We start from the raw sequence: 25,845 nt of genomic DNA on the forward strand, positions 1-25,845 counted from the left end.
CGGGTATAGGTCATGCGCCGATGGCGTCGCTCCGGGTGCTGTCTGGGATACCGCCATTGCCGCAGGCGGAGCGTAAGTGCTTAAGCGGGCGGAAGACAATGCTTTTGTAATCGCAGCAATGTCCGCCGAAGTGAGTGCCAATGCCATGCTTGACGCTTTCGTGGTAATAAGTTATATTTGGTTCATTAGCTCTTGGCCTTGTTAGTGGGTTCGCCCACTTCCCCCTAGAGACAAATGACAGAACGGCCCGCTTCGGCGGGCCGTTCGCTTATCAAGTGTTACTATTCTCGCATAGCAAGCCCCCGGTGTGACCTCTGCGCAAGCATGCCCCTGGGGGCATCGTCTTTTCTGGCCCTGGAAAATCTTCAGTAAGGGCCGTGTTCTTCCCATAGCGCCCTAAAGGCCAGTTCATCGGCATCCGGTTCGCGCTCTACCTGCCCCTGCAGCCAGGCCGCGCCAGCCGCCATCGCCTCGTCATGGCCGGTATAACGGCCGTCAAGGGCGGTGGAGATGCTCCCCTGCCTGGTATTCACTTCCCACGCTTGGCCGTCATACGTGCGACACACGGCAGTGGCGAAATAGCCCCCTTTGGCGTCCATGTCGTCATAAGCAGCTTGCAGCTCAGGGCGCAGCGGTGGCACGCGATAGGTGCAGCATGTCGGCCTGTCGTCTTTCATCGTTGTGCTTCCTCCTGGTCCACCAGTGTAGAACAGTCGCCCTCGTTCGCGGCGTCGTAATAACCCATGACGAACGAAATCAAATGCGGGTGTGCGTCATCGAATCCCGCCTCCTTGGCGCGGTCCAGCACCTGCAGCGTATCAGCTCCCGGCTGCCACACACCCTGTCCCTTCATCCACGCCACATCCTTTGCCGATAATTGCATGTCGCTCTCCTTTTCCTGTTAATTAGTATGACACCTTGAACGTCGGGCTATCCTCCGGCCGCATTTTTCGCCGATCATAAATTCGAGTGGTCGCAATGTTGGCGTGTCCAAGCCACTCTTGCACCTTGGCGATGTCGGCATCATGATCGAGCGCATTGGTGGCGGCCGTGGCGCGCAGCGCGTGCGGCCCGAAGCCGGCGACATCGATTTTCAACGACGCCGCATAGCCGGCCAGCATCTTGTACACGCCATCGGCGGTGATCGAAGCGCGATCATCGGCGCTGGTGTTGTTCTTCAACGGCCGGAATAGCGCCCCTTGGGCGTCGCCGGCGTGGCCGACCGCCTGCAAATACGTGTGGATCAGCTCGGCGGTGCCGGGATGCAGCGGCACATACCGCAGCTTGCCGCCCTTGCCGTGGACGCACAAATGGGGAACGCCGCGCCGCTGCTGCACGTCGCCAACGGTCAGCGCGCACAGCTCGGCCCGGCGCAAGCCATGATAGAGCAGGGTGGACAGGATGGCGCGGTCGCGCTGCCCCTGCAACGTGGTGGCATCCGGCGCATCGAGCAGGGAGCGCGCCTGGTGGTCGCCGATGGCCGGCGTTTTCCCTTCCTGGCTTTCCATCTTCGGGCGCTTGACGCCCTTGACCGGATTGCTCGTTACCGCATTGGCTTCGCACAGATATTCAAATAGGGACGACAGCGCGGCCAGCTTGCGCCGGATCGTCGCGCCGGCCAGCGCACGCCGCTCCAAATCCTTGCGCCAGGCCAGCAAATGCGCCCGCGTGACGCTGCGAAATTGCTCCGGCTGCGCGATGCCGGCGAACGCCATGAACTCGGTCAAATCGTTTTGATAAGCGCGGCGCGTTTGCGGATTGTCGATATTGGCGAACCAGGTCAGCGCCGGCGGCACGGCGGCCAGTTGGTGAAATTGCGCCGCCGTCAGCGACACCGCTGCCGCACTGGCCGGCGTCGGCAGGGCAGGAGGCAAGGAAGAAGGTAAAGCAGTGGTCAAAGCAGCGGCGGGCGGCAATGGCGGGAGCCGCTTGCAGTGCGCATCGCTCATCGTGTCGATCAAGCTCAGCCATTCGTCCGGGGTGATCCAGAACGGCGCTTCAGCAACCGGATAAACCTTCATCAATAAAGACGGGTTCTCCAGGGAACTCGGATCGGCAGGGGGCGTAATGATATAGGCGGGTAGAGCGGTCTTCCGGATCGGCGCATCCATCAATCTGGCATACGCCTGCAGCCCGGCCTCGTCACGGGCGTTATCGCCAAACACCATCAAGGCGATATCCTGGCCGCAATGGGTACACTGCTGCAAGCTGGTGATGACTTTTTGCGGGGCGCGAAAAGGCAGATCGTAGCGCCGTTCGACTTGCCGCTCCTGTTCCATGATCTGATCGAGCAGGAACCCCGCATCGCTCATGGCGCGGCGGGCGCTGGGTTGACTGCTAGGCGATTTTTTCCGAACCATGTTTCACTCCAAAACCGCCAGGTGAGCCTTTACAGGAACAAGTCCTACTTTACTCTTGATAACGCTTTTTATCAATAGTAAAAAACCCAAGTTCCATACGCCCGCAACTTGATTTCTGAACAAAAGATTGGCGTTGATTACGGGTACGAATTATTGAACAGACGCTCTGGAGGGGGGACGAAGCATTTTCAGGCTGTTTTTGCAGTGCAAAATAAACCACCATTTTGGACTGGGTGGGCGGCGGCGCATTTTAGTTTAAATACGTACAAATGTACGGTAATATACGTACTTTTGTACGGTAATATTAAAGGGAGACATAATGGCAACGAAATCTGAACGTTTCGAGCTGCGGATCGATGAAGAGCAGCTCTCCAGAGTTGACGAGTGGGCAAACGAGCAATCTGATCACCCAACGCGAGCAGAAGCGATTCGCAGGCTTGTGAATCTTGGTTTGTCGTCAGGATCGAGCAGAGCCGTACATTTCAGCGATGGAGAGAAGATGCTCATCCTGATGATGGGCGATCTCTTCAAATCTCTAAAGATCAAGGACCCTGAGTCGAATCCCGACTTCTTGGCGAAAGTCATCTACGGTGGACACTATTGGGCACCGAAGTGGGACATGCAAGGTGTTTTCCACGATCACGTGGACAACCCACGCGATGTGAGTCACGTCGTTGATGTTCTCGATATGTGGTCATTCATCGAAGAAGCGTACGAACGGCTCACCCCAGCTCAGAAAAATACGATCATGGAGGAAGTCGGGACGTGGGCGACCGATGTAAAATTTCACGGCTTCGACGGCAACAATGAATCAAGCCAAATGAGCATTGCCGGCTTTCTCGTGGACAAGATGAACAGATTTACTCGATTCAAGGATCGAGACTTGAATTCGCACTGCGAAACCTATAGCCGTTATCGCCGCATGTTTAACGCTTTTGAACCAATGCGCGTAAGCCTGGTAGGGGGAGGCCTTAGCGTGCAGCAACTTGTTACTTTGCTTAAGGTGTAGTTGCTCGTTCGCCCGCGTTAGTCGGGCACTATTTGGGGTACGTGGAGCAGTGGAACGTTTATGGAAAGCTTTGCATAACCGTTCCACTGCTCCCTACATTCCTATTTGCGCGGCGTTGAACGCGTCGTTATGACTGCGGCGACTGGCTTAGCGTACTTTAATTTCCGTTTCGCCAAACGCCCCCAATTACGGCTGCGCACCCAATGGGCCTACTAAGCCTGACCGACCAACTGGGCTGTCTTAGGGTCGTAGATCACATCGGTAATTGACCCGTCCCGAATGCGCTGAACCGCTTCGTCAATCACATGGAGCGGCACCAGGAACCATTCCCTCGGCTTGACAGGATGGCCGAAGCGGTCTTCGATGGTCAAGTCGATCTGTGCTGCGCCGAATAATCGGTGGAAGATGTTTTCCAGCCTAGTGCGGTTCAGGTTGTGCAGCTTGTAGGTGGCGACCACCTCCACGTCGGCCAACAGATAGGTAGCATCCTTTTCCGCGCTTGCGATGCGGGTCTCCACCTTGCCACCAGTCACGCCGATTTTGTGGATCAGATCGCGGTGTTCGGCGATGAATGGGTGGCTGGACAGGCTACGCAACACATAGATGGTTCCCGTTTCAATATCGTCAGGCTCTGGCGCATCGCCAAACAGCGGCCCCATGTCCGGGTCGGTCAGGCGACGGCCGGTGTCGTCCTTGTAGAGCGCCCGTTGTAGCGAGCGGCGCAGCAAGTTGCTTTCCGTGCCGTTGGCGTAGATGACGCGCAGACGTGCATCGCTTTCGCCGTTCGGAGCCTTGATGGTTTCGCCGGTTTCGGCCACATAGGCGAGCTGCCCGCCGACGATGAAGTAGTTCCCGTCTGCAATGCTAGTATCGCGTCCGAAGCGTCGCGTTATGCGAACGCCAGACTTCAGCTCCCGCTCCACCTGCTCGAACAGCGGTTGATACTTGTCAAAATCCGCACACGGCGTGCGGTCGGCGATTTCCTCTGCGGCGCGCTTTTCAACGCTAGAACGTACATGGCGCAGCACGGTGATGTCGTTTTGGTCGTCGGGTTCATCGCCAATACCCAACTCGGCCAGCAAAGCGTCTTCGTCCAAGTCATCTACATTGGCCAAGGCCGCTATCGCACCGGCAAGCAGGCCGGGACTATCCAGAGAAGCCAGCACGGTTTGCGCTTCCGGCAACTTGCGTAGCTGATCCAGGCGCACGGCATACAAGCGCTCGAAGATGTCACGACCCTCGCCGTGCAGTGGGGCGCGGCCGTGGGCCTTATGGAAGCGCAGAATGTCTTCAAAGCCGGCGATGATGCGTTCCTCTCGCGGGGTTCGGCTCGAAGCCTTCAGCGGAGCAACTTCTACGCCCAGCGCATCCAGTAGTTCGTCATCGTTCATCTCAGCCATTACCGGACTCTCCCTGCGCCTGTGCCGCCTTGACCTGCGCACGGTAGCGTGCCAGCGCGGCCACGCCTTCGGCCATACGTTTTTCCCAAGCATCGGCGGAATTTATTTCTGGCAGACGGCCACGCTCGTGTTTGAACTGCAAGGCGCGTCTTGCCAGCTCGCGAGCTTCATCTTCAGGAATACTCAGCTTCTTGGCGGCAATGCTGGCCTGCACCTGGCGCAGCGATTTCTCATCCATCGCTTTCGCCAGCACTGCATAGGCAGCATCGAAGGGATTGATGCGGTCGATCAGATCAATGTCCAGATCACGCACATTGACGAACTTGCGCACCCCATCCAGCAACGCCGTATTGCCCTGCGCCGTGCCGCCGCCGTTGGCATCGGCCTGGGCCAACGCCAACTTGGCTTGCTGCGTGATGTTCATGGCGGCGATGGCGTGTTGTCGAATGGCCTCCTGGTCGGCCTCGATCAAGTCCGGGTAACGCTCCCGCACGATCTTGCCCATGCGGAGTTGGGTAAGTTCTTCGGGCAGGGTGTTTTCCTTGTCGAACAGGCCGCGCTCCAACACAGTTTTATCCTGCAAGAAACTGGTGAGAACTTCGTTCAAGTCCTCCTTGCAAATGCGCGTGGCCTCAGGGCTTTGCGGCGTTGCCAGCCCGTTGATCTCCACGTGAATTTGACCCGTGTCCTTGTTCACCCCGATGTTGTGGCCGTCGTCCTTGTAACCTTCCTCTCCGTAATCAAAACCTGTCTTCGGGCCGTTGTTCTTTGGCGTAAACTCGTAGCGTGGGGCCAGCACCTGTTCCATCAAAAGGCTGGCGGAAATGGCTTTGAGCATGTCGTTAACCGCTTCGGCAACAGCGGATTGTTCGGCCGCTGGTTCGGCGATTAGGTTGGTGAAGCGCGATCGTTCCTTACCCTCGGCATCTCGGGTGGCGCGGCCAATGATCTGCACTATTTCGGTCAGGCTGCTGCGGTAGCCAATAGTCAGTGCATGTTCGCACCAAATCCAGTCAAAGCCTTCCTTCGCCATGCCAAGCGCAATGATGACATCTACATTGTCGCGGTTATTCTTTTGCACTGGGTCTTTCAATGCAGTGAGCACCTTAGAACGTCTGGCCGGATAGCTGTCGTCCACCAAGTCCGCTACTTTCAGGGTACGACCATCACAGGCCAATACCAAATGGAAGCCAGTGATGGGGTCAACGCCTTTCCATTCGCCCAAGCCGTGCATGATTTCATCGACTTCGCGCTGCTTGTCTTTCAGGCTTTCGCGGGCATTTACATTGGGAATATGGACGATGGTTTTAAGTGCCGGGTCCAACACCTTGGAGATAGCATTAACGTAAGGACCTGTGTAAAAGAAGTAGCCGATGTCCAGCGACTTGAGCCATTGGTAGCCGTTGAGCTGTTCGTAGTAAGTGTAAGTGATCGTTTCGAATTTGGCCTCATCTGCCGGACCCAACACCGCCTCGCTGTCGCCACGAAAGTAAGAGCCAGTCATGGCCACCAGATGAATCTTGTCGCGAGCGATGAACGCGCCCAACTGGCTACCCAGCTTGTTGTCCGGGTTGCTGGAGACGTGGTGAAACTCGTCGATGGCGATCAGACGGTTATCGAATGCTTGGACACCCAACTCTTCCACCGCAAAGCGGAAGGTGGCATGGGTGCAGACCAGCACCTTGTCGGTGCTGGCAAGGAACTCGCCCACGGCCTTGACCTTGGACTTGGCAACCTTCACTTCGTCCACCCCAGGAGCATTGCACAGGTTCCACTGCGAGGCCACCTGCCAATCCCAATAGAAGCCGTATTGGCTCAGTGGCTCATCGGCAAAGCTGCTACCAATGGAACGCTCCGGCACCACGACAATGGCCTGCTGCAAGCCCTGGTTATTGAGCTTATCCAGCGCGATGAACATCAGCGCACGGGACTTGCCTGAAGCCGGTGGCGATTTAATCAGCAGATACTGCTCGCCGCGCTTGGCATAGGCGCGCTCCTGCATTGCGCGCATGCCCAGCACATTGGCCTTGCTGGATGCACCTGTGCGCGCCGTGGCGATGGACACCGATGGAACGGTGTAGGAATTGGTCGGGTTACTGGTTTTCTCGTTCACGTCTTCTTTCCTCTTGTTGCTTTCATTGCGGGCTTGGCTTTGGCCGCTGTCATCTTCGTATAAAGATCAAACAGTTTTTCTAGCCTCTCTGTGTCGTTCTTGAAGCGACGTCCGATGTAGATGCGTTCCAGTACTTCGTCGTTGCGCTCGTGGGCGCGGCGCAAGTTGTCTGGCATATTGTCTGGGTCGTAGAGGTCGGCAATGGTGGCGGGAAAATGTACTTCGCGCGCCAGCAGGATTTCCTCGGCGCAGGCGGTCATGTCAGCCTTATTCTGCTCGGTGAGCAGTGGAACAGGGAAGGTGTTCCAGCCAAGGGTGTTGGAGTAGCGATAGCGCGTTTCTAGCTTGCCGCAGACTGTTGCTACCCAAGCTAGGTGGAGGCGGGAGGCGATAAGAGCCATGTTCCATACTGGAGCATCAAAGAGAGCAAAAGCACTTCCATAAACTATCGTTGGATAAGACAATAAATCTACAGGGAGCCACTCTCGATTCTCAGACGAATGGACTGGAACCCCGATTGCATAAGACTCACTACCTGTCTGCCTAATTTCATCGAATCTATGTGGAGTTTGTGCCGACTTTTGTGTTGCTTCTTTTTTACTTGAAAGCCTCATCCGCCTGACGCCTTCAATTCGCTCATTTACAGACTCAATTGCCTCGGCTTCAGCTAGGTCGGCGTCTTCAATCCAAAGGCAAAAGCGTTGTGAACCATGAATGATTTCTGACGACCCAACGAATGGACGAATGAATTTTTGCTCTTGTTTGTAAGTAAGATTTAGCTTCTCCACTTCCGAATGAGATAGGAGTAAGCATCCACCATCCACTGGATAGTTTCCTTTTTGCATATTGGCCTGCTCACCAAGCGGGAAATTTGATGGTGAAAGTTCAACATTTTTCGCTGGAGCCAAATACGCATTAATGGTGGGAGTTTTTTTGACAGCAGTCTCTCCGTCATCTGATACGGAGAAGAGCTTTCTATCGCCGGTAGGCTGGCGTGTTAATCCTACAATTACAACCGTAACTCCAGCATTATGACTCGCAAGATTAGACCACTTGAAGCTAGTATGAGCGAAGAAAATTTCCGTTCCTGTGGCGAAGATTAAAGGCCAAAGCAATGGCACTTGCTGGCCTTGACAAACAGAATTAGTTGTCACGAAAGCGGTCGCTGAATTTGTGGCTTTTCCGTACTCAGCGGCTTTCATGAACCATCCGCAAACATAATCAAGAGCCTTCCAATTTTCGGCTTGTCCTTGGAATACCTGCTTAAGATCGTCCTTATGCGATTTATCTTGCTCCCGGCTACCTAAGTAAGGCGGATTGCCGCAAATATACGTTTCTCCACCTTCATTCGTGAAATCGATTTCCGATTGATTGAGCGGCGTGCAAAACAAATCATCCGCCACCAGCTTGACCCCCAAACCAGTGGGCGGGCAGACGCTCAACCAATCCAGTCGCAGCGCGTTGCCGCAAACGATCCAGTTCTGCGCATCCAGCGGCAAAAACTCTGCCAGCGCATCTTTCTGCCCGCGATACAGCACATCGCACTGAAACTCGGCAATGATGAGCGCCAGGCGCGCAATCTCTGCTGGAAAATCGCGCAACTCGATGCCACGGTAGTTGGTCAGCGGAATTTCGCTTCCTAGCTGCAGTTCTCCCCGGCGGCGATTGATTTCCGACTCGATCTCGCGCATCTGTTTGTAGGCGATGACCAAGAAGTTGCCGGAGCCGCAGGCTGGATCGAACACACGAATGCGCGCCATGCGCTTGCGCAGGTTCAACAGCTTGATCTTGTTGTCATCGGCCTCGACTAACTGCGCGCGCAGGTCATCGAGGAACAAGGGATTCAACACCTTCAGGATATTGGGCACGCTGGTGTAATGCATGCCCAACGCGCCGCGCTCTTCGTCGTCGGCCACGGCCTGGATCATGCTGCCGAAGATGTCCGGGTTGATTTGTTTCCAGTTCAGGTTGCCGGTGTGCAGCAGGTAAGTACGCGCTATGCGCGTGAAACGGGGTACTTCGGTGCTGCCGGAGAAAAGGCCGCCATTCACATACGGGAAACCATTTGCCCAGTTCGGCAAACGAGGCTCGGCATCGGCGCGCTCGACAACCTTGATGTTCATGGCGCGGAAGATAGTTTCCAGCACTTCATGGGTGTTGGAGCCGTCACGCTCGCTCATTTGTTCCACGGTTTTGGTGAACAGCCCCTCGCCATTGAAGATGTCGGTGTCTTCTGCAAAGAAGCAAAACACCAACCGGGCCATGAAATGGTTCATGTCGGCACGGCGCGCCTCTTTGGCCCAGCCTGGGTTCTCGTTCAGCAGCTCGACGTACAGCTTGTTCAGCCGCCCGGTGGCACGTACATCGATGGGGTTGTCCTTGATCTCCTTGATGGTGGAGATGCCTGCCAGCGGCAGGAAAAAGCCAAAGTGGTTGGGAAAGTCTGGATAGTCACAGGCGATAGTTTCACCGCTGACCAGCTCTTCGGCCTCCAGGGTTTGCCCGTCGGAGGCGAGAATGAACTTAGCCTTGGCTTTTGTGGTGGCCAAGCTGGCGCGCAATGCCTTGAGGGTTTCGCCCACGGTGCCAGCTTCGCACACTGCAATATGGATGTTGTTGCGCTGGAGCACGCCACCTGACACATCCGAAGCGTTGTTGTTGCCTGCACGCAGGCGTTTGAGGGCCGTGTCCTTATGGCCGAAAGCGGCCAAGAACGCGAACGGGAATTCTGCGGCGTCGAATGGCTGAAAAGATAATTCCGATATGGCTGCTTCGATTTCTACTGCATTCATGGAGCATCTTTCCTATGTGACTTTTTCTGCTAGCGGTGGTGGATAATACGCAAAATAACCGTGGGAATTGTATGGACATGATTCGCGTCAACTCAAGTGCAATAAGTGCCGTCGGCTACGATCCGAACACACGGCAAATGCAAATCAAGTTTAAACAAGGCCATACCTATAGCTTCTGCCATGTGCCGCAAAGCATTTTTGACGGGCTGCTTTCCGCTGGCTCCAAGGGTGCTTATTACGACCGCCATATACGGGACAAATATCATTGTTAATCGGAGCATTGCAAGCCTGGCCAAAATCACGCTTCCAGCGCGTTCACGATCCGCAGCGTCCGTTTGGTGTAGCCGGTTAGCTCTGCCGGATCAATCTGGTCAGGCGTAATGTCCTGCGCGTCCTCACCGTGATGATATTGCTTGGTATAGTCATTAATTTGATCCAATTCATCATAAATAGCGTGCACTGGATGACTCGCGCCGCCGTCACGAATTTTTCCGACAATCACGCCAAGCCAATCATTGGCATCAAAACTGGCCGAATAAGTAGTGTGGGCATAAGTTTCAAGCACCACGCGCATTTTTCGGATGATGTCGAGGTGCTGCCCTGCGCCATTGGATAGGTAAGTTTGCAAGTCATCAATATCGTTCGCCGTCCGGCCCTGACACGCTTTTTCAAAATCAATCGGTGTAATTTTTGAGCCGAGCTTGCGATGATCCGCGATGGCCATTGCCGCCCTCTCGGCAACCGGGCATTTATCCCAAATCTGCTTCATGAATGTCACGTCATGCGACAGGACAATTATTTGAGCGCATTTGCCCGCTACCTTCATGATTTCGTGGATCGTCTGGCGGCGGCGGAAAGCGTCTTGACTGTTGAATGGATCATCGAACACCACAATCTTGCTGGCAAGTTCGTCGTCACGTTCAAGGTGGGCCAGAAAAAAAGCGAGAGCGAGCGTCGAGCGATCGCCAGCGCTCAAGGTATTCTTAAAGCTAGGCATGCTGCCGGGCGTCTTGCCGTCGCCGACATCAACAGCAGTATCATTGATGACAAGCTGATAAGTAGAACTGGCAACGCCGCCAGGGTAGCCATGTTTCGTTTCTGTGATCGAAAATCCGGCGTTGAAACCGTCAAGGTACTGATTGATGCTGCGTTCGTATGGCGTCACTACGTCGCTGGTGTGCTTGTCGAGCTTTCCGCGAACTGCGGCCTTCCGAGTATCAATGTCCTCCTTTTCACCAGAAAACCGCTTGTGGTCGTCACACAGCGCCGTTACCGCCGCACTGTTCCGCGTCTTGATGGCATTGAATCTGGCAAGTTCGGCTTCGTCCACGCGAATGTCCGCCGCACCCGTTTCGGCCTTCTTGGCAGTTGCCAACGTATTAACCTGACGGATAGCCTGATTCACGATGGCGGCCTTGTCCTGTATCGCCGCATACGCTGCAAAAGACTTGGTGAAAGCCTCGTCCACCTTGACCGCATCAAGCGGCGCGCGCGCCTTGCTATCGAGCAAGGATAGGGCGGATTGGGACAAACCACGGATTGCATCGGCAAGTCCATCTGGATAAGCAAGAGGTGCCACATCAAACGCGCAGTACCGGCCCCAAAATTCGATGCCGCTTTTAAGCTGTTCGGCAGTCGTTTCCAACCGGGCCAAGGCCGTATCGCCGAACGCCTGTCCGATTTCTGTTTTCATCGTGGAAATGGCCGTCCCCAAGGCTTTGTAGCGCTCGCTGAATACGGCCCGGTAAGCAGTAATGAGCGGCAAACCGTGAATATCCTGACCGCAGAATGGGCAAGACTCCTCTGCCGCATGGTCAATGCCTTTCACGATCCAGTCGCCGCCATCAGCTTCCATACCGTGCGCCGCCAGGTGTGCATTGATGCGTTGCTCCGCGTCTTGGCCGATGTCATCAATAGTCATTGCCAGCAAATCAGTGAAGCCTCCCGGCAGGGGTGGCAAAACCAGCTCCGACAAGACGGCCCGAGAGGCGATGCCTGCGGCTTGACGGGTTGCCGTCAATTTCAACTCCTGCGCGGCAATCTGGTTGTCGATGTCGCTGACATTTTGCACGACAATGAAAGCGTCTAGCTTCGTGCCAGTCGGAACGTGCGGCTGAAGCGCCTTCGCGATGGCGCTTATCTCGGCGGTTTTGGCACGGCTCTCGCCTGCCAGCTTCGCATCCTCTTCTGCCAGCTTCACGCCAGCATCGCCAATGATGACCCGGTAAAGATTCCGCTTGTGGTCGATATCGACGACTTCGCCTGAATGGACATTCTCGGCAACGAAAACACCATCAAAAACAGCTATGGCAGGATGAACAGTATCCCAAGCGGTTCCGTTGAAACGAACTGCGCCGCTGCTCAACAGCAATTCAATGGTTGCCGTGTCCGTCACGCCCAAGGTTTTCCGTCCAAGCACATGCTCCGCGTCGCCCGTCTTGAGCGAACGCAGAACCGCGCATATGGTGGTTTTTCCAAAGCCGTTCGCGCCAACAATAAATGCATGCTTGGCTAGCGTCGTATCGCCGCTGGAAGCTGAATTGCGGAACCTGCCGACATTTTTAATGCCGATAATTTTTTTGAGCATATCGAATCCGGTAATCGCCACGCCAGGCGGTCTGTGCATTGGTGCCGATACATTACCATGCGCGCAAGCGTCAATATGACGGCAAAGCACGGCTACATGTGGCGGAACCAATCACCTACCCAAGCTCGGCCCCCTATCCCGCTTTACCTCGACCACAACCTCTTTCTCTTTTTTAGGCTGCGCGATTTCGATTTGCGGCTTCTGCTCCCGCCCTTCCAGCTTCTCCCACTGCTGACGGTACTTACCAAGATCGGCGGCCTGGCGGTCGCCGGCACCGCCAAACGCATAGCGGGCAGTGCGCTGCGCGTAGTCGTTCCAATCGCGCCCCTGCTCGTCCGGGCGGGTGGCCGGCGCGCACTGGCGCAGCGCGCTTTCAATTTCGCCTTGCTGGTAGCCGGTGACCCGCATGCGAACGGCAATCATTGCGTCTACGCGGGATAGATCGACAGCGCCGCCGCGCTGCCGGCTAATCACGTCCTCATGGTGCTTTTGGTAGGCTTGCGCCACGCCGCCGGCGGGCGCATCGATCTTAATTGCCGCCGTTGGTGCGCGTTCTTGTTGTTGCACTTGCTGCAACTTCTGATATTCCGCGTCGATGTCGCGGGATAAGTTCAGCGTCTTTTCGCACTCGCGCTTTTCCGCCTTGAGCAATTTCACCTCGGGATAGCTGCCGTCCTCGCGCTGGTGCTTGGGCTTGCGGTTCTCGTAGCCGGGGGCGCGGTGCGGGTGAATGCAGCCCGATAGCTTAGGGTCGCCGTACTCCTGGTTGAGCCGTTCGGCCAGCCGGTTGCCCACGTCCTTGTCGTGCGCCGTTCCCAGCTTCGGCACAGTGATGATGGCCTGGTAGTTGCCGGGACTGGACTCCAGCACGGCGGCGGGCTGGTAGCCGTCTTGCACCAGTTTTTCCAGCTTGGCGCGGTTCATGTCGTCGATCAGGATATGGTGCTTGTTGTCAGACAGCGGCGTGTAATAGATATTCTCTCCGCGCCTCTGCAAGCGCTGCATTTCCGTTGTGCGCTGCGCGATTTCATCCGGCGTAAATCCCGTGGTCACGCCGTCCTTTTTATCGAGGATGAATGTTTGTTTGCTGCCGTCTTCGCGCATTTTGATTGACGTTACGCGGTAACGCTCCGCGCCCACTGCATCGCTGTATTGTTCAAAACCGCGTAGCTGCTCCGATTTCATCGCTTGCGCCCTTTCCTGCGCGATCTTGTCGCGCTCGGCGGCAATGCTCTGTTGCAGTTCTGGATTGTTGATCTTGAAGCCGTGTTCGGCGGCCAGCTTTACGCACATGGCTTTGTACTCGTCATTGCCAGTCACTTGAAAGCTGCCCCATTTCTGCGCCGACAACTGTAAAGCGGCCAGCGTGGCGTCGCGGTTGCGCCAGTCGTAAATGTCGATGCTCTTGCCATTGTCCACAAAGGCAGACACACCCCCGCCCCGCCCCGCTTCATCCTTGCGCGTGTAATGCACCTGGTGCCCGACGATCTCCGCCGCATAGGCGCGTATGTCTCGCGCCGTGGGCGGCTCGGCCTGGTCGCCGTGTATCTGTTGCGGTTCGCTGTCGCGGTGCCGCCACTGCTCGGCAAGCTCCGGCCGCTGCCGTTGTCGCTGCCACTGCTCTAGCGTCGGGTAAGGCCGGTATTGCTCGCGCATTTGTTTGCGCTCCCGCTTGTGGCGCTCCTGCAGGTCGGCTTTCTCGCTGGCTTGCTGGGCGGCGATCACACTGCGCATGGCGTTTAAGAGCGGCCCCCTGCCTTTCCAGTCGCCTTTCAGCAAGTCGGCTCTCTGCACCTTCTGGCTACCGCTAAGCGCTTTGCGTTCTGTTTCCTGCCTCACCGCCTGCGCTAACGTGTCGGCGTTCTTGGCGGCGTAATGCGCTTTCCGTCCGTTGATAAACTCATTCCAGCCCGGCACGTTCTGCTTGATCGGTTGCGGCGCTTGCGGTGGATGTTGCCCTATTCCTCGGTCGGCGGCGTTGGGTTCCCATCGCACTCCTTCAGGTTCTCGTCGATAAGCGCGTGCATTATGCGACAGAACACTCTCAATTTCTGGTGTTCCGTGATGTGCCAGACGGCGTTCGGACAGGTTGTGCAAACCGTGTTCGGACAGGTTGCGAGGCTTGCCAAGGTGCGGCTCTGCGGTATGGGTAAAGTAGACATTCGGTTTCTCCTGTGTTGCCGGCTCATACGGGCCAAGTCGTTTCTGCATCTTTGAAAATCCGGCGCTGCGGTCTACGTCTGAGGCTTTGATGCCTATCTCGCCGACGTACACCATTGCGCCGCTTCCTATGCGCTCATAGCGCATATTCTTGCTGGCTAACTGTTGATGCAGTTCGGCCCAGCTCTTGGCTTCCTTGATAATGGCTGCGCCGTTCTCGATGGCAATGCGTTGCGCTGACTTCTCGCCGGTGTGCAATTCCATGTCGCGCTGCTTTGCTCCAACATTCCTTGATTGCTTGTCGCTGTTTGCGCGGGCTAGGTCGCCATTTTCCAATACTGTGTAACGTCCGTTCTTTTCACGCTGCCAGCCTTGCGCGTGCTCTATTCTCGCAACGGCCTTGTGCATCGATTCGATGTCAAAGCCTTTGTTCGGTTTGATGACTTTCAATGTCTCTGGATGGACGCGATTAACCGCTATGTGTAAATGGAGATTGTCAGTGTCGGCATGCAAACCGTAAAATACTTGATGCTCTTTTAAGCCTAGTTCGTCGAGCACGATATCGACGGCTTGTTCTGCCTGTTGCGGTGTTGGCTGTTCGCCTTCTCGCCAGCTCAAGACATAATGATTGATTGGGTCTTTACTTTTGACTGCCTCTTGGGAGAGGGCTATCATTTCCGCCTTGATGCCTTCGTGCGTTTCGGTAAGAAAATTTCTTGCGTTGGAGTAGACGCACTTTTCAAGCTTGTTGCTTTTTTCCGGGGCGTCGATGTAGTCCAGCAAGCCGCCCGCACGGCTGGCTTTGCTGGACGACTTGCTCGGGTTGCCGATTTTCTTACCGATCATTTTGCGGTCAACTTCTCGATGTACTTTTTCAGCGTGCTGAGTGCTGCAATCGTTTCACTGTTGTATGCGCCGTTGCTTTGGTTGTGGACGTGCTTTACCAGGCCGCCGATGCGGCGCAATTCCTTGAGCATGATCGCGTCGGCGTTCGCTATGATCGGCTTGCCGAAGTAGCGGCGGCGTACTAGCTCGCTCATGCCCAAGCCAGCCATGTCGGCATCTTCCTTCAATCTTTCCTTTTCCGATGAAGTCAGGCGTACATTGACAATGGCGTCTAGCGCTTCATTGCCTAGCTTTTGAAATGGCATTCGTTCTGCTCCTTCCCCGCCTAAGCGGGCGTGTCTGCCTTTGATTCTTGATGTAAGAAGCGTAGCGCCGCACATGCTTTTGCTCCGCAGGACAGGTTGAGGTGAAGGTGAGAAGCGTAGCGCCGAAACGCACACCGTCCCTTGGCACATTATATGGCGAAGCTATATGTGTGACAAGGGCCAACCTGTATATATTTTTACATACATTAAATTGTATTGTATTTAGCTTATCGTATTTTCAAAGACTTTCAAGGCGTGGTATGTTTGTGATATACATATGGTCGACTGATAAAAATTGTATCTACAAGGAGCAAGCAAGATGAGCGATGCGAAATCGAAGCCACGGATATTCGACATTAAAGAGTATAGCGAGAAGGTCAAAGCAACGCTTTCAAACCTCGAAAAAACGCAACAGCCTGGGCAGAAGTCAGGCAAAGGCGGTAAAACAGACGTGCTCAATGCAGCAAAAAAAGAGATACAAGAGTTGCTTAAAAAAGGCTATACGGCCAAACAGATCGCCGATGCATTGAGCAACGATATCTTCGGCATACTGCCAAAAACGATCACACAGCTTGTCAACATTAAGCAAACAAAGGCAACGTCAAAAGGCAGTCACACCCCGCCCTCATCTGCTGAACAAAAGGGACAGCCATTGACCAGCACTGTCGCCAAATCACAGGATAAAAACCATGTAACAACAATTAGTGATGTGGAGTAATGAGCATGTCAAAAAAGAAACAATACATCTATGTCACTGGCGGTAAAGGCGGCATCGGAAAATCAACCGCAGCACTGGCAATTGCAGACTATAAATCACTTAACTGTAAAGTATTATTGATTGATACAGACCCAATCAATGCGGATTCATCTGTCGCATACAAAGAAGGAAAAGACGACAATGTGACGGCAATACGCTCTAACGTGCGTGCGGAAGATTCTAGTGGTCAGATCGACGCCTCAGGATTGATTGATACACTCAACATGGCTTCGACTACCGAGGCGCAGACCATCATTGTCGATGCGCCTGCCGGCGATTCTACCTTGCTGTCCACTGCCGGCAGCATCATCACAGGCGCATGTAAAGAGGCCGGTATCGAGTCAGTCTTCGTGTGGCTCGTGGATTCCACCGACCGCACACCAGTTAATGCCTTGAATGCCGCATGGGAAGCCATCAAAGACGCTGACAAAATCATCCTTGTGAAGAACTACCGCAAAGGAACAAACTTTGATTTTTTCGACAATAGCAAGACTATTGGCGGTATTACTAGCGCATCAAATGTAAAAATAATCGGCTTTCCAAAGATCGCATCACGTATCGAGGAACATTTGCGCATTGACAGAATGACGCTCAAACAGATTGCAACGGAAACACCAATCGGCAACCGCGCTGAAGGTCAACGCTTGCGTAATGAACTGCACAACACATTCAAGGAATGTGACCTATGAGATTTGAACAGACGTTCAAGGAACTGAATGGACGTGAGGCAATGCCAGCCGATGTATTGCGCTTTGAACGTCTGTGCAAGGCGCTTGGAACCGCGCCGAACGATGCCTTGCTGGCGGTGCTGGTGGCGCTGGATTATTACCAGAACATGTATGAAGCAATGCCGGAAAAAATCAGAAAAGAATCTGAAGCGACATTGGCAAGCTTCAAGCTTGCCGCTGAGAAAACGGCAACCGCTGCATTCAAAACAAGCGAAGCGGCGCATGCCGATGCATTGGTACAACTGGCCGATAAGGTGGCGGTGCAAGCGTCAACCAAAAGCATGTTCAAATGGGCGGCTGGCTGCATTGCCGTGGTCGTGGCAATGCTCGGCCCATTACTTTGGTATGTCCATAGTGCCGGTGTCGATGATGGCAAGGCGCTTGGCTACGACCAGGCCAAAGACGAAAAAGCGGCGGCGGCATGGTCGAACACACCGCAGGGAAAAACTGCTTACAAGTTCGCACAAAACAACGACTTCGACGCGCTGGTGAAGTGCAATAGGCCGGGCTGGACGCTTGACAAAAACCGCTTATGCATCGTCAGTCCGGCATCGGACGGCACGTATGGCTGGCATGTGCCATAAAAAATATACGGATGGAGAATGCCATGATTGGCTGGTGGATCATCATTGCGCAACAGACACCTGAAGAACGGGACGCGCCCAACAACGACCGCAAGGCGGCGGTGCTGGCAAATTGGGAAAGCAGCGTAGGCGGTATCGACTGGGTGACAAAGCTTACCAAGGAAGGCAAGGCCGTCCAGCTATTGCACGGCGGCTATCCGAACCGCTACACGGCCAAGGCTGGCGACGTGCTGCCGCTGCTTGCCAAGGGCATCCCCGACCATAGCGACATGACGGTCATCGGCGATGACTACGTGATGCCGGCCGGCTGGAAGGGCAATATCATCATGCACCAGGACAAGATCGATGCTTGCCCACCTGACCAAGTGCTGACGATTGAGGTATGGGATCAGAGTTGAAACAGCCGTGTCAGTGACAGCTAATCTGCTTTGCCGGCACGTTTTCCGCGTAGCTCTGCCGCTTCCTCACTGGCTTTTTTTACCTCCTGGCGGGTAGTGTCCAGCTCGTTGACTTGCCGCTGAATCTGCGCTTGCATGGCGTCCACCTTCCCTGTCAGATTGGCGATTGTGTTTTTCGCTGCTTCCACCTTGGCCGCTTCCAGGAACACAGTTTCGCCATTCTTGTGCGCCTGCGCCGTCGCCTCGATGACGGCGGCTTCCGCTTTAGCGGCCCGGTCGGTCGTGGCTTCCAGCTTCGCGACCAGGACGGCGGCTTGCTGCTCGGCGCTCACGCGGCCTTGCCGCTCTTTGTCCAGTTCGGCGCGCACGGCGGCTAGATCGGCTTCCAGGCGCGGCATGGCTTCCAGCCGCAATAGCGATTTTGCCAACTCGGTACGCGCTGCCTCTGCCGCCTTGCGCTCCCGGTCGGCGTCGTCTTTGGCTGCGGCCAGGTCGGTTTGCATCTGGCCTAGCCGTCCTTGCAGGGGTTCTAAGCCCAACCCCGCGAAATCTTTAGGCGTGCGTAGAAGAAGCTGGAACCCAGCGGTATAGAGTGGGAACGGACACGCCGAGGTTCTTGGCCACATCCTTGGGAGGAACGCCGCTGGCCAGCAGTTTCTTGGCCGATACGATCTTGCTATCGGTCATCTTGGGCTTGCGACCACCCTTACGACCAAGCTGGCGGGCAACTTCCAGCCCCGCTCTGGTACGCTCGACGATCAGCTCGCGCTCCATCTCGGCGAGGCTGGCCATGACGTGGAAAAAGAATCTGCCAGACGGCGTACCGGTGTCGATGGCGTCGGTCAGGCTCTTGAACTGGATGCCCTGCTTGTGAAGCTCGCCGACCAGATCGACCAGTTGCTTGACGCTGCGACCAAGGCGATCCAGCTTCCAAACCACCAAAGTGTCGCCCTCGCGCAGCATTTCCTGCGCCTTTCCCAAGCCGGGGCGATCAGCTCGCGTACCGCTCACCTTGTCCTCAAAAATCTTCTGGCACCCAGCCTTGGTTAAGGCATCCCGCTGCAACTCAAGGTTCTGATCCTGCGTCGAGACACGTGCATAGCCGATTAGCATGGCTTGTCTCGCGCCCGGTCGATGCGATCCTGCATCGCCTGCATGACTTCTTCGTGCGTGTAAAAATTGGCGTTGGGGTCGTCAGCTTCACGAAGTGCTTCCTCGATCTCGCGCGTCATGCGCGCAAAATCTTCCGGCCACAACGTCTGCTCCATGGACAGTGATGCTTGGCCAAGCAGGTGCAGCAGGCCAAACAGGCGCATATCATTGGTGGCGACGATGTGGTCACGAATCCGTGCTTGGATGGCTTCGGATGCCCGATGCGCCGCAGGTGTGGCCGTCCCTTCGTAGTCAGGCGGGAGCATCACTTCCTCGGCGATACGCACCCAGGCGCTAGCCAGTGCCTCAATGCTGGACGTGCTCATTTGCGGCGATCTGGCTCCCAGCCTTGGCTTGCTCGTGCTGTAAATCGTCAGGCAAGACTGACATGCCATTGCGAGTCGGCGCGATATGGCCCGTGTCATTGCGGTCGAAGGCAAACTTCAGCGGAATCGTCGTCGTACAGTTCCCGAAGATCGTCTCGGCAAGCGATATCGGTTTTCCCGCAAATTCAGCCATTGACTCATTCATCAAGGCTGACTTGCCAGAACGCGGTTCATAGGTGAGTGGGTTGATCACAGCAGAGTAGCCGAACATCGGCGGCTTGTCGTCGTTGGTCATGGTTCTCTCCCTTCGTCGTCGGCATCTTGGCGCATGGCAGGCAGTTGCTTGAGTAGCTCCGGTAGCCATTCCTGTGCCGTCTCCCATACTACATCGAGATTGATGTCGAAATAGCCGTGTGCCATGCGATTACGCATGCCGCGCATGTTGCGCCACGGCACCTCGGGGTGCGCATTAGTGAACGCGACATAGCCCTCCATCACCTTTGTGGCGGCCTCGCCGATGATGATGAGACTCATGATGACGGCCTGCTGGGTGCGCTTGTCGGTCAGGAAGTCGTCCTTGGCCAACCCTTCCACGAAGCTGCACACATCTGCTGCGGCCTGCTGTATGTGATCGATGTAATCAGGCAGACGGTTCTCATTCATACCGGCTGCGCCTCCGCGAGCACCTTAGCCCGGAATTTCGGCGGCAAGTCGCCGGGTGTCAGCAAATCAACGTGAATGCCGAGTAGCGATTCCAGATCGTCTTGAAGACCACCTAAGTCCAATAACGTGGCACCAGGCAGCGCATCGACCAACAGATCAAGGTCGCTGCCGTCCCGGTCGGTGCCATGAAGAACCGAACCGAAGACGCGCGGATTCGCCGTGCGAAAACGGTTCACCGCCTCGCGCACTGCACTTCGCTTCATGTCGAGCACAACGGACGGTCGCATGGGCATCCTTTCTTATCGAAACTCATTGCAATGATAAGGGATCGAGAATAACATTTCAAGAACTATTTTCGAGAATCGTAATACCTTGATTTCGGTGTCGCTTCGGTGGCCTAGCGCGACTTCTCAAAATCCCTGGTTTGCGAGAGGCAATATTGCTTACCGTGCTTTAAATTCCGTTCTCTCTCCACCCCAAAAACAACGTCGCCCCGGAAAAATCGGCCACGAAACCGCGTAGAACCGCTTTTAAGCCGTTTTTTGGCCAAGTCGGTAGATGCATACCAACGCGGTGGCGATTTCTTCTTGACGCCATGCCCTGTGCCTTCTGGCGCTGTTTTCTAAACGTACTTTGATTCCCCTTTCGTCAAATACTTGCTCTTGGTGGGTGAAAACACGAACTCCCGGCGTAAGCGGCCATTGGGAGCGAAGCTACAATTTGACGACATTTGACCGGAAAGCCTTGTCCAGCAAGGCTTTCCGGTCTTCGGAGCAAAGTTTTCTTGCTTGGCCGGTTCGTGTTTTCACCCACCGGGTGTCAAAAATTCCGAGGGTTCCGGCTTATCGTTGTTACGCATTTACGCAGGAATCCTTGCGGTCGCGTCTACGTGGCGGGAATTGCAGCTATGTGCATACGGCTAGCCGTCGTTAAGTCGGTTGACTGTTCCATTGCGCCACAAATCTCCTTTTCTTGTAGACCGCGCCGAAGGCGCAAGGGAAGGGGGAGCCGCAAAGCGGGGGAAACCGCAGGTTTGCCCATGGGGGTGCGAGTCCGGCGAGGAGCGAAGCAACGAAGAGAGAGGGGGCGGCACGTCCCCCTGCGGATTGGGGTCAACAAGCGCGATAGCGCGTCTGCCCCGCTTGCGGGGCCTGGTGTTAATGAAGTGATGGGGTCAACAAGCGCGAAGCGCGTCAACCCCGCTTGCGGGGTCATTATTTGATTACTGTCGGGTACGCTCGCCGCATGCCACGGCGGGGATTTGCGTTAAAGATTTTAAAAGAGTTAAAGAACGCGCGCGTGTTACGCCTGTGGATAACCTTCAAAATCCCCTATGAAGAGCCTTTGCGAAGCGTCAGCGATATAACGAAGTGCACGTCAGCGATATAACGATACTATCCACAGAAAACCGTCAGCGATATAACGATACTATCCACAGTCGTCAGCGATATAACGATAGTGCGCGATGGCGGGTAAAAATTCGTGCGAACAGTGCCGCACAGAATTGTCTAAAGCGGGCATAATGATCCCATCGTCAAGCGCATTGTCCTTATTTTCCTCTGGGAGAAAACGTGTCAAATCACATCAATCCTGGCCCAAAGCCAAAACGAGAAGACGGTAAAGATGATCGAAGGCATCATGTCGATCCACCAAACAAGTCAAAGCACCCAACGCTTCCCGTGCATAAACCTCCTGCAAAGGGAAAGTAAGTAACATCGCTGTTTTTCATAGGTAGCACCAGGCTGAAACGCTGACCGTAAGGAAAGCGAACGGTGCCACTATGGCAAAGCCGTGCCGCACAGGAGGTAACGCATGGCGAAAATCACCTTGCGTGGGCGGGGATCAGCCGGACAGCCAAGGGGGGCGAAGCTGCCCCCCTTGATGAGGCGGTGTTGCTTTTGACGTTTGGAAAGAGATTGAAGCCGGAATGGGCGAGCCAACGGCTTTTCGTTGGCTCGATGCGCAGCACGAAAGCCCGGTTTCCGGCCTGCCGGAAATTCCCCATAGCCTGTCGCTGTATCCCTCATGAGCTACGCCGAACGTTCGCGCTGGCCACCGGCCAATGCCACCGCCAGCTTCTTGGGATTCTTGACGTAAAAAGTTACTTGATCCTTCGCCCGGTCGTAAAACATACGATATTCCGGTAACGTGTCGGCCTTGATGATGCCAACAACCTGGCTGCGAAACGCTCGGATATGGCTATGCGCGCCGCATTTCTCGCGCAACAGTTCCAGCCCAATCACCCATAAGGCTTGCTGCCCGCAATGCTTGCGCACGATTTCGTACAGCCGCCGCTCCAAGGGCTTGCGCAGCCGGAAATAATCGCGGTGGATCGTCAGCACTTCATGCGCCTGCACCGCATTAAAAAGCCACTTCGACAAAGTGACCTCGACGGCAATCATGCGTTCGTCGTCCGGCGACTTTTCAATGATCGACCAACTGTCGATGATGCCAAAGCCCTGCTTGACGCGCTGGCCACCGGTCTTAATATCGGTCTTGATCGACGTGCCGCGCAAGCGCTCGAACGTCGTTTCTAGCCGCTGGTACTCCTTCCCTCCGGTCGGCTTGTTGGTGGACACCAGGTAGTCATACACCACAAAGCGCACCGTCCGGTTTTTGGCGTCCTGCCGACTGCTGTTTAGCGCCTCGGTCATCTGCGACACCACAAAAATCAATACATCCTTATCGAACTGCGTTGCCCTGCCCTGGACGCTTGGCGTCACGGTGACAGACCGGTTCCCGTCCTTGCTCTCCCAATGCCACACGCTCAAATCCGGCTGCGTCGCCAACGTGAAAATGGGAGCCTCCATACTCGCGCCATCGTCCTTCATGGCGTAATCGAACATGTCACACAGAAAAAAATCCCGCTCGATGTGACGCACCGGCAAGAGCTTTGAGCGGCCGCGTTTGGCGCTGGCCACCTCGATCTTCACGTCAGCGCTTCCAAGAGGCGACGGCGCATCGATCACCGATACCATCGCCGCCAGTTCGTCCGGCGATAACGGCGTATCACTACCGGAATCGAACAATTCCGGCTGCTGCTGATCGAGACGTTCCGCCGCCTTGGCTTGCCTGGAAGCATGCAAGCTGTTTATGGCGTCATTGAGCGTCTTCGTTGATTTCATTGGCCGGATTTTTCAGCGGTAAGTTTCAATTATTACAACGCCTCAATGGTCACGCCATGTTCAACCATGCGGTAAACGGCCATGTTGATGACCGCTGCGCGGGACTGGCCTAGCTTGGCCGCCAGCTCGTCCACGCGCTCAAGCAGCGTCGGCGCAATCGTCAACGTCACTTGCAGCTTTTTACCTTTGCGAACGTACTTCGGCTTGTGCGGCTCTTCCGCCGCTGCGTCTGGTGCGCCGGAAATGAAGGTATCGACACTTGGTTTCGGCTTAGGTCTTGTAATTGACATTTCATTTACTCCAACTTTTAACTACACCATCTTAATATTAAAATAGTGCATTAACAAGTGCATTTAACTCATCCGATGCCTTCTTGTCCTTCGGGCTGATTTCCAGCACGGAAAGCCCCTTCCCCGCTGCGTTGGCAAATATTTTGCGACGGCGGATTGGCGTATTCAGGTACACAAACTGCGGCACGTCGGCCACGGCGGCGGCGGCTTCGGCATTGTCGCCGGACGCCTCGCCTGGATCGGCAAAGTTCAGCACCGCATGGGCGCGCAGCCCATCCCGCACACTGCGGGCCTCATCAACCAGCGACGCAATGTCATTCAGTGCCCACACGTCATAGCTACGCGGCTGGAATGGCACCAGCAACACGTCGGACAGGACAAGGGCGGCGCGTAGCGCCGTCGAGTCCCTACCACCAGCGTCGATGATGATGTCGTCGAATTTCGATGCCTGCTGCTGAACTTGCGCGCGCAAGGTAGGGCCATCCGCATATTGCGCGCATGCGATACCTGGCGCGTGTCCGGCGTCCAAACGAATGCTGATGGCGGTCTGCGCCGTGCCTTGGCGGTCGCCGTCGATCAACCATACATCCCGGCCAGCCAGTGCGCGGGCAATGGCGACATTCAAAGCAAGGGTGGTCTTGCCGACTCCGCCTTTTGTGTTGCCTACCGTCAAAATCATATACAACCTATTTTAATATTAAAGTAGGTGTTTATTATATCGTTACAGTGTATTTAGTCAATTAAAACAACCTCTTTTAACGTTCAACGAACATTGTCATGCCAAGCACAATGACTGCGGCATGGCGGGGAAACGAAGGCGGCGCAACCCATCGTCGAGTGACGCCGCCTTTCGAAATTGACTAATTGGGCTTTTGATTCTTGGTCTCGAACCTTGCTATGTGGCAATCCTGCGCTTGCTTCGCTCCCTCCATCGAGCGCTCGATACGTGATGACAACGTTCCCCACAATTCATACTGCGGCGGGTAGATCTGTTCCAACTCGAACCTTTGGATGCAGACTTTTGCAAGAGCCATGCTTTTATCGGCCAACGTTAAGATCATGTTAAAGATGTTGACTGGCAACTGCCCTTCCCGTCCCCACCAGTCAGACACGAATTTGTGCAAAGCGTGAAGGGAATCGTAAAAGGTAATAAGCGCGGTCGCATCTTCGCCGGGCAAATCCCGGAACTGCGGCGCATTCGGATACAGCACTGGCATATACGGGATGAAATCTTCCTGCAAGTCGTTCGTCTTGGTTTCTTTCCCAGCGGAAGCGATTGCGAAATTCGGGATGGCGCGCTGATGAATGTACAGAACGCGCTCGATAGTCCGATTCAATTCCGGTGCAAGATACCTGCGCGCATCAACTTCCCGTCGCACCTTGTCCTCGGCGTTAGAACGTCGATTATTCAGCTCCGTGACCCATGCCCCCAACAACGAAGCTCCGGCACCGAACAACGCTCCTGAGATCATCGTGACTTTGGTGGATAAGGACAGAACGCCGACCGTAAACAGCGAAGCCGCCAGCACCATATGCGGGTTCTTCCGAACAAAATTGAAGATTGCGGTGACCTTCATTTTTATAAAAAATATCATCGTTGCATTCCGATTTTTCAGATTCCATCGAAAAAATAACACTTATTTTAATATTAAAATAAGTGTTATTTTAATTATTTTAAAGTTTAAAAACATGAAATTAAGGCTTTAACGCTATCATTGCAGTTACCGTCTCGATGGATTTCAACCAGGCCACCGTATGCCAGCAGCGCATAGCAACCAACTCCGTAATGGCCGCCATGTTTTGCATCAGCGGCGCTTTGAAAATCGGCTCATGATGCGCAATGCGGTTGCGGAATTTGCGCAATTGCTCCATGTCGTTGTACATGGCAACGCGAGCCTGCGCCACAGTCAGCCCAGGCTGGATATTTGGAAAAACTTGAAACAGTAAGGGAGTCCAAAGCCGTTGATCGTGCCTGGCAGTCAACATCTGCGACCAGAAAGCAAGTTTCAGCTCTGGGATGATTTTCCCTGTGCTTGTAAATTTGTTCCGCTGGGAAAATAAATCCTGCCTTGGGCTATAGCCATTGTGCGGATTCGGCAACGTCCGCTCAAAACCACTCGCCCAGGGCCACCTAGCGCCATATTTCGCCTCAATCGCCTCAGAAATCGCATTGCGAAGTACGACTGAGCAAATTTCCAATGGCGTCAAAAATGCCCCGGAAATTTCCGAATTCCACCGATAAAGTGCCAG

26 protein-coding genes are annotated in these 25,845 nt (G+C 54.9%); 6 read left to right on the forward strand and 20 right to left on the reverse strand.

Translation table 11 applies throughout. From position 1 onward, the window contains the following. Nucleotides 1–365: 365 nt before the first annotated feature. From RGU70_RS17530 to RGU70_RS17540, 3 genes are read right to left on the reverse strand one after another with little or no spacing between them, the layout of a single operon-like run. The gene (locus tag RGU70_RS17530) at nucleotides 366–677 is read right to left on the reverse strand and encodes a hypothetical protein (protein ID WP_322210854.1); all 312 of its coding nucleotides are present in this window, start codon (nucleotides 675–677) and stop codon (nucleotides 366–368) included. Beyond that, a complete protein-coding gene (locus RGU70_RS17535; protein ID WP_322210855.1) occupies nucleotides 674–883 on the reverse strand; it encodes a hypothetical protein in 210 nt (69 codons plus the stop codon). The genes RGU70_RS17530 and RGU70_RS17535 overlap by 4 nt, the downstream gene beginning before the upstream one ends. Before the next feature lie 22 nt (nucleotides 884–905). Beyond that, complete coding sequence (locus RGU70_RS17540; RefSeq protein WP_322210856.1) at nucleotides 906–2,360, reverse strand: tyrosine-type recombinase/integrase; 1,455 nt, start codon at nucleotides 2,358–2,360, stop codon at nucleotides 906–908. 319 nt (nucleotides 2,361–2,679) lie between these two features. Between RGU70_RS17540 and RGU70_RS17545 the strand changes: the two genes are divergently transcribed. Beyond that, nucleotides 2,680–3,369 (forward strand): YfbU family protein, encoded by a 690-nt coding sequence (locus RGU70_RS17545; protein WP_322210857.1) that lies wholly within the window; start codon nucleotides 2,680–2,682, stop codon nucleotides 3,367–3,369. A 212-nt stretch (nucleotides 3,370–3,581) separates the two neighbouring features. On the opposite strand, the gene RGU70_RS17550 is transcribed toward RGU70_RS17545, so the two are convergent. The 3 genes from RGU70_RS17550 to RGU70_RS17560 are packed head-to-tail and all read right to left on the reverse strand — an operon-like array spanning nucleotide 3,582 to nucleotide 9,674. Beyond that, nucleotides 3,582–4,769 carry a GIY-YIG nuclease family protein gene (locus RGU70_RS17550; RefSeq protein WP_322210879.1) on the reverse strand — a complete coding sequence of 396 codons (1,188 nt, stop codon included), beginning with the start codon at nucleotides 4,767–4,769 and terminating at the stop codon, nucleotides 3,582–3,584. Further along, nucleotides 4,762–6,882, reverse strand: coding sequence for a DEAD/DEAH box helicase (locus tag RGU70_RS17555; RefSeq protein WP_322210858.1), 2,121 nt, complete (start codon nucleotides 6,880–6,882; stop codon nucleotides 4,762–4,764). Before RGU70_RS17555 ends, RGU70_RS17550 begins: the two co-directional genes overlap by 8 nt. After that, nucleotides 6,879–9,674: a class I SAM-dependent DNA methyltransferase gene (locus tag RGU70_RS17560; protein WP_322210859.1), complete on the reverse strand. Its 2,796-nt coding sequence runs from the start codon at nucleotides 9,672–9,674 to the stop codon at nucleotides 6,879–6,881. Before RGU70_RS17560 ends, RGU70_RS17555 begins: the two co-directional genes overlap by 4 nt. A 71-nt stretch (nucleotides 9,675–9,745) precedes the next feature. On the opposite strand from RGU70_RS17560, the gene RGU70_RS17565 reads away from it, so the two are divergent. Beyond that, on the forward strand, nucleotides 9,746–9,946 hold the full coding sequence (locus tag RGU70_RS17565) for a KTSC domain-containing protein (RefSeq protein WP_322210860.1): 201 nt from the start codon (nucleotides 9,746–9,748) through the stop codon (nucleotides 9,944–9,946). A gap of 26 nt (nucleotides 9,947–9,972) precedes the next feature. On the opposite strand, the gene RGU70_RS17570 is transcribed toward RGU70_RS17565, so the two are convergent. The 3 genes from RGU70_RS17570 to RGU70_RS17580 form a co-directional block, all read right to left on the reverse strand. After that, on the reverse strand, nucleotides 9,973–12,261 hold the full coding sequence (locus RGU70_RS17570; RefSeq protein WP_322210861.1) for an AAA family ATPase: 2,289 nt from the start codon (nucleotides 12,259–12,261) through the stop codon (nucleotides 9,973–9,975). A 111-nt stretch (nucleotides 12,262–12,372) separates the two neighbouring features. Next, a complete protein-coding gene (traI, locus tag RGU70_RS17575) occupies nucleotides 12,373–15,267 on the reverse strand; it encodes a TraI/MobA(P) family conjugative relaxase (RefSeq protein ID WP_322210862.1) in 2,895 nt (964 codons plus the stop codon). Further along, nucleotides 15,264–15,572 carry a plasmid mobilization protein gene (locus RGU70_RS17580; protein ID WP_322210863.1) on the reverse strand — a complete coding sequence of 103 codons (309 nt, stop codon included), beginning with the start codon at nucleotides 15,570–15,572 and terminating at the stop codon, nucleotides 15,264–15,266. The genes traI and RGU70_RS17580 overlap by 4 nt, the downstream gene beginning before the upstream one ends. Nucleotides 15,573–15,891: 319 nt before the next feature. On the opposite strand from RGU70_RS17580, the gene RGU70_RS17585 reads away from it, so the two are divergent. From RGU70_RS17585 to RGU70_RS17600, 4 genes are read left to right on the forward strand one after another with little or no spacing between them, the layout of a single operon-like run. Continuing rightward, nucleotides 15,892–16,290 (forward strand): hypothetical protein, encoded by a 399-nt coding sequence (locus tag RGU70_RS17585; RefSeq protein WP_322210864.1) that lies wholly within the window; start codon nucleotides 15,892–15,894, stop codon nucleotides 16,288–16,290. Nucleotides 16,291–16,295: 5 nt separating this feature from the next. Continuing rightward, nucleotides 16,296–17,018, forward strand: coding sequence for an ArsA-related P-loop ATPase (locus RGU70_RS17590; protein ID WP_322210865.1), 723 nt, complete (start codon nucleotides 16,296–16,298; stop codon nucleotides 17,016–17,018). Further along, entirely contained in the window at nucleotides 17,015–17,641 is a 627-nt protein-coding gene (locus tag RGU70_RS17595) for a protein mobE (RefSeq protein WP_322210866.1), read from the forward strand. The genes RGU70_RS17590 and RGU70_RS17595 overlap by 4 nt, the downstream gene beginning before the upstream one ends. 23 nt (nucleotides 17,642–17,664) lie before the next feature. Continuing rightward, nucleotides 17,665–18,039, forward strand: coding sequence for a hypothetical protein (locus tag RGU70_RS17600; RefSeq protein WP_322210867.1), 375 nt, complete (start codon nucleotides 17,665–17,667; stop codon nucleotides 18,037–18,039). A 20-nt stretch (nucleotides 18,040–18,059) separates the two neighbouring features. Here RGU70_RS17600 and RGU70_RS17605 read toward each other — a convergent pair whose 3' ends face one another. From RGU70_RS17605 to RGU70_RS17655, 11 genes are all read right to left on the reverse strand, one after another. Beyond that, the gene (locus tag RGU70_RS17605; protein ID WP_322210868.1) at nucleotides 18,060–18,578 is read right to left on the reverse strand and encodes a hypothetical protein; all 519 of its coding nucleotides are present in this window, start codon (nucleotides 18,576–18,578) and stop codon (nucleotides 18,060–18,062) included. A 13-nt stretch (nucleotides 18,579–18,591) separates the two neighbouring features. Further along, nucleotides 18,592–19,152 (reverse strand): recombinase family protein, encoded by a 561-nt coding sequence (locus RGU70_RS17610; RefSeq protein ID WP_322210869.1) that lies wholly within the window; start codon nucleotides 19,150–19,152, stop codon nucleotides 18,592–18,594. Further along, a complete protein-coding gene (locus RGU70_RS17615; RefSeq protein WP_322210870.1) occupies nucleotides 19,146–19,517 on the reverse strand; it encodes a hypothetical protein in 372 nt (123 codons plus the stop codon). Before RGU70_RS17615 ends, RGU70_RS17610 begins: the two co-directional genes overlap by 7 nt. After that, nucleotides 19,498–19,812: a hypothetical protein gene (locus tag RGU70_RS17620; protein ID WP_322210871.1), complete on the reverse strand. Its 315-nt coding sequence runs from the start codon at nucleotides 19,810–19,812 to the stop codon at nucleotides 19,498–19,500. The genes RGU70_RS17615 and RGU70_RS17620 overlap by 20 nt, the downstream gene beginning before the upstream one ends. Continuing rightward, nucleotides 19,809–20,180: a DUF86 domain-containing protein gene (locus tag RGU70_RS17625; protein ID WP_322210872.1), complete on the reverse strand. Its 372-nt coding sequence runs from the start codon at nucleotides 20,178–20,180 to the stop codon at nucleotides 19,809–19,811. Before RGU70_RS17625 ends, RGU70_RS17620 begins: the two co-directional genes overlap by 4 nt. Further along, nucleotides 20,177–20,467, reverse strand: coding sequence for a nucleotidyltransferase family protein (locus RGU70_RS17630; protein ID WP_322210873.1), 291 nt, complete (start codon nucleotides 20,465–20,467; stop codon nucleotides 20,177–20,179). Before RGU70_RS17630 ends, RGU70_RS17625 begins: the two co-directional genes overlap by 4 nt. A 1,743-nt stretch (nucleotides 20,468–22,210) precedes the next feature. Next, nucleotides 22,211–23,305: a replication initiator protein A gene (locus RGU70_RS17635; protein ID WP_322210874.1), complete on the reverse strand. Its 1,095-nt coding sequence runs from the start codon at nucleotides 23,303–23,305 to the stop codon at nucleotides 22,211–22,213. 32 nt (nucleotides 23,306–23,337) lie between these two features. After that, nucleotides 23,338–23,595, reverse strand: a complete 258-nt coding sequence (locus RGU70_RS17640; RefSeq protein ID WP_322210875.1) for a ribbon-helix-helix domain-containing protein — start codon at nucleotides 23,593–23,595, stop codon at nucleotides 23,338–23,340. A 37-nt stretch (nucleotides 23,596–23,632) separates the two neighbouring features. Continuing rightward, the gene (locus RGU70_RS17645) at nucleotides 23,633–24,274 is read right to left on the reverse strand and encodes an AAA family ATPase (RefSeq protein ID WP_322210876.1); all 642 of its coding nucleotides are present in this window, start codon (nucleotides 24,272–24,274) and stop codon (nucleotides 23,633–23,635) included. Nucleotides 24,275–24,455: 181 nt separating this feature from the next. Further along, a complete protein-coding gene (locus tag RGU70_RS17650) occupies nucleotides 24,456–25,190 on the reverse strand; it encodes a hypothetical protein (protein WP_322210877.1) in 735 nt (244 codons plus the stop codon). Nucleotides 25,191–25,290: 100 nt separating this feature from the next. Next, a partial coding sequence (locus RGU70_RS17655) for a hypothetical protein (protein WP_322210878.1) occupies nucleotides 25,291–25,845 on the reverse strand: 555 nt, incomplete at its 5' end.

The sequence above is a fragment of the Herbaspirillum sp. RTI4 genome (assembly GCF_034313965.1).
Classification (GTDB): domain Bacteria; phylum Pseudomonadota; class Gammaproteobacteria; order Burkholderiales; family Burkholderiaceae_D; genus Herbaspirillum.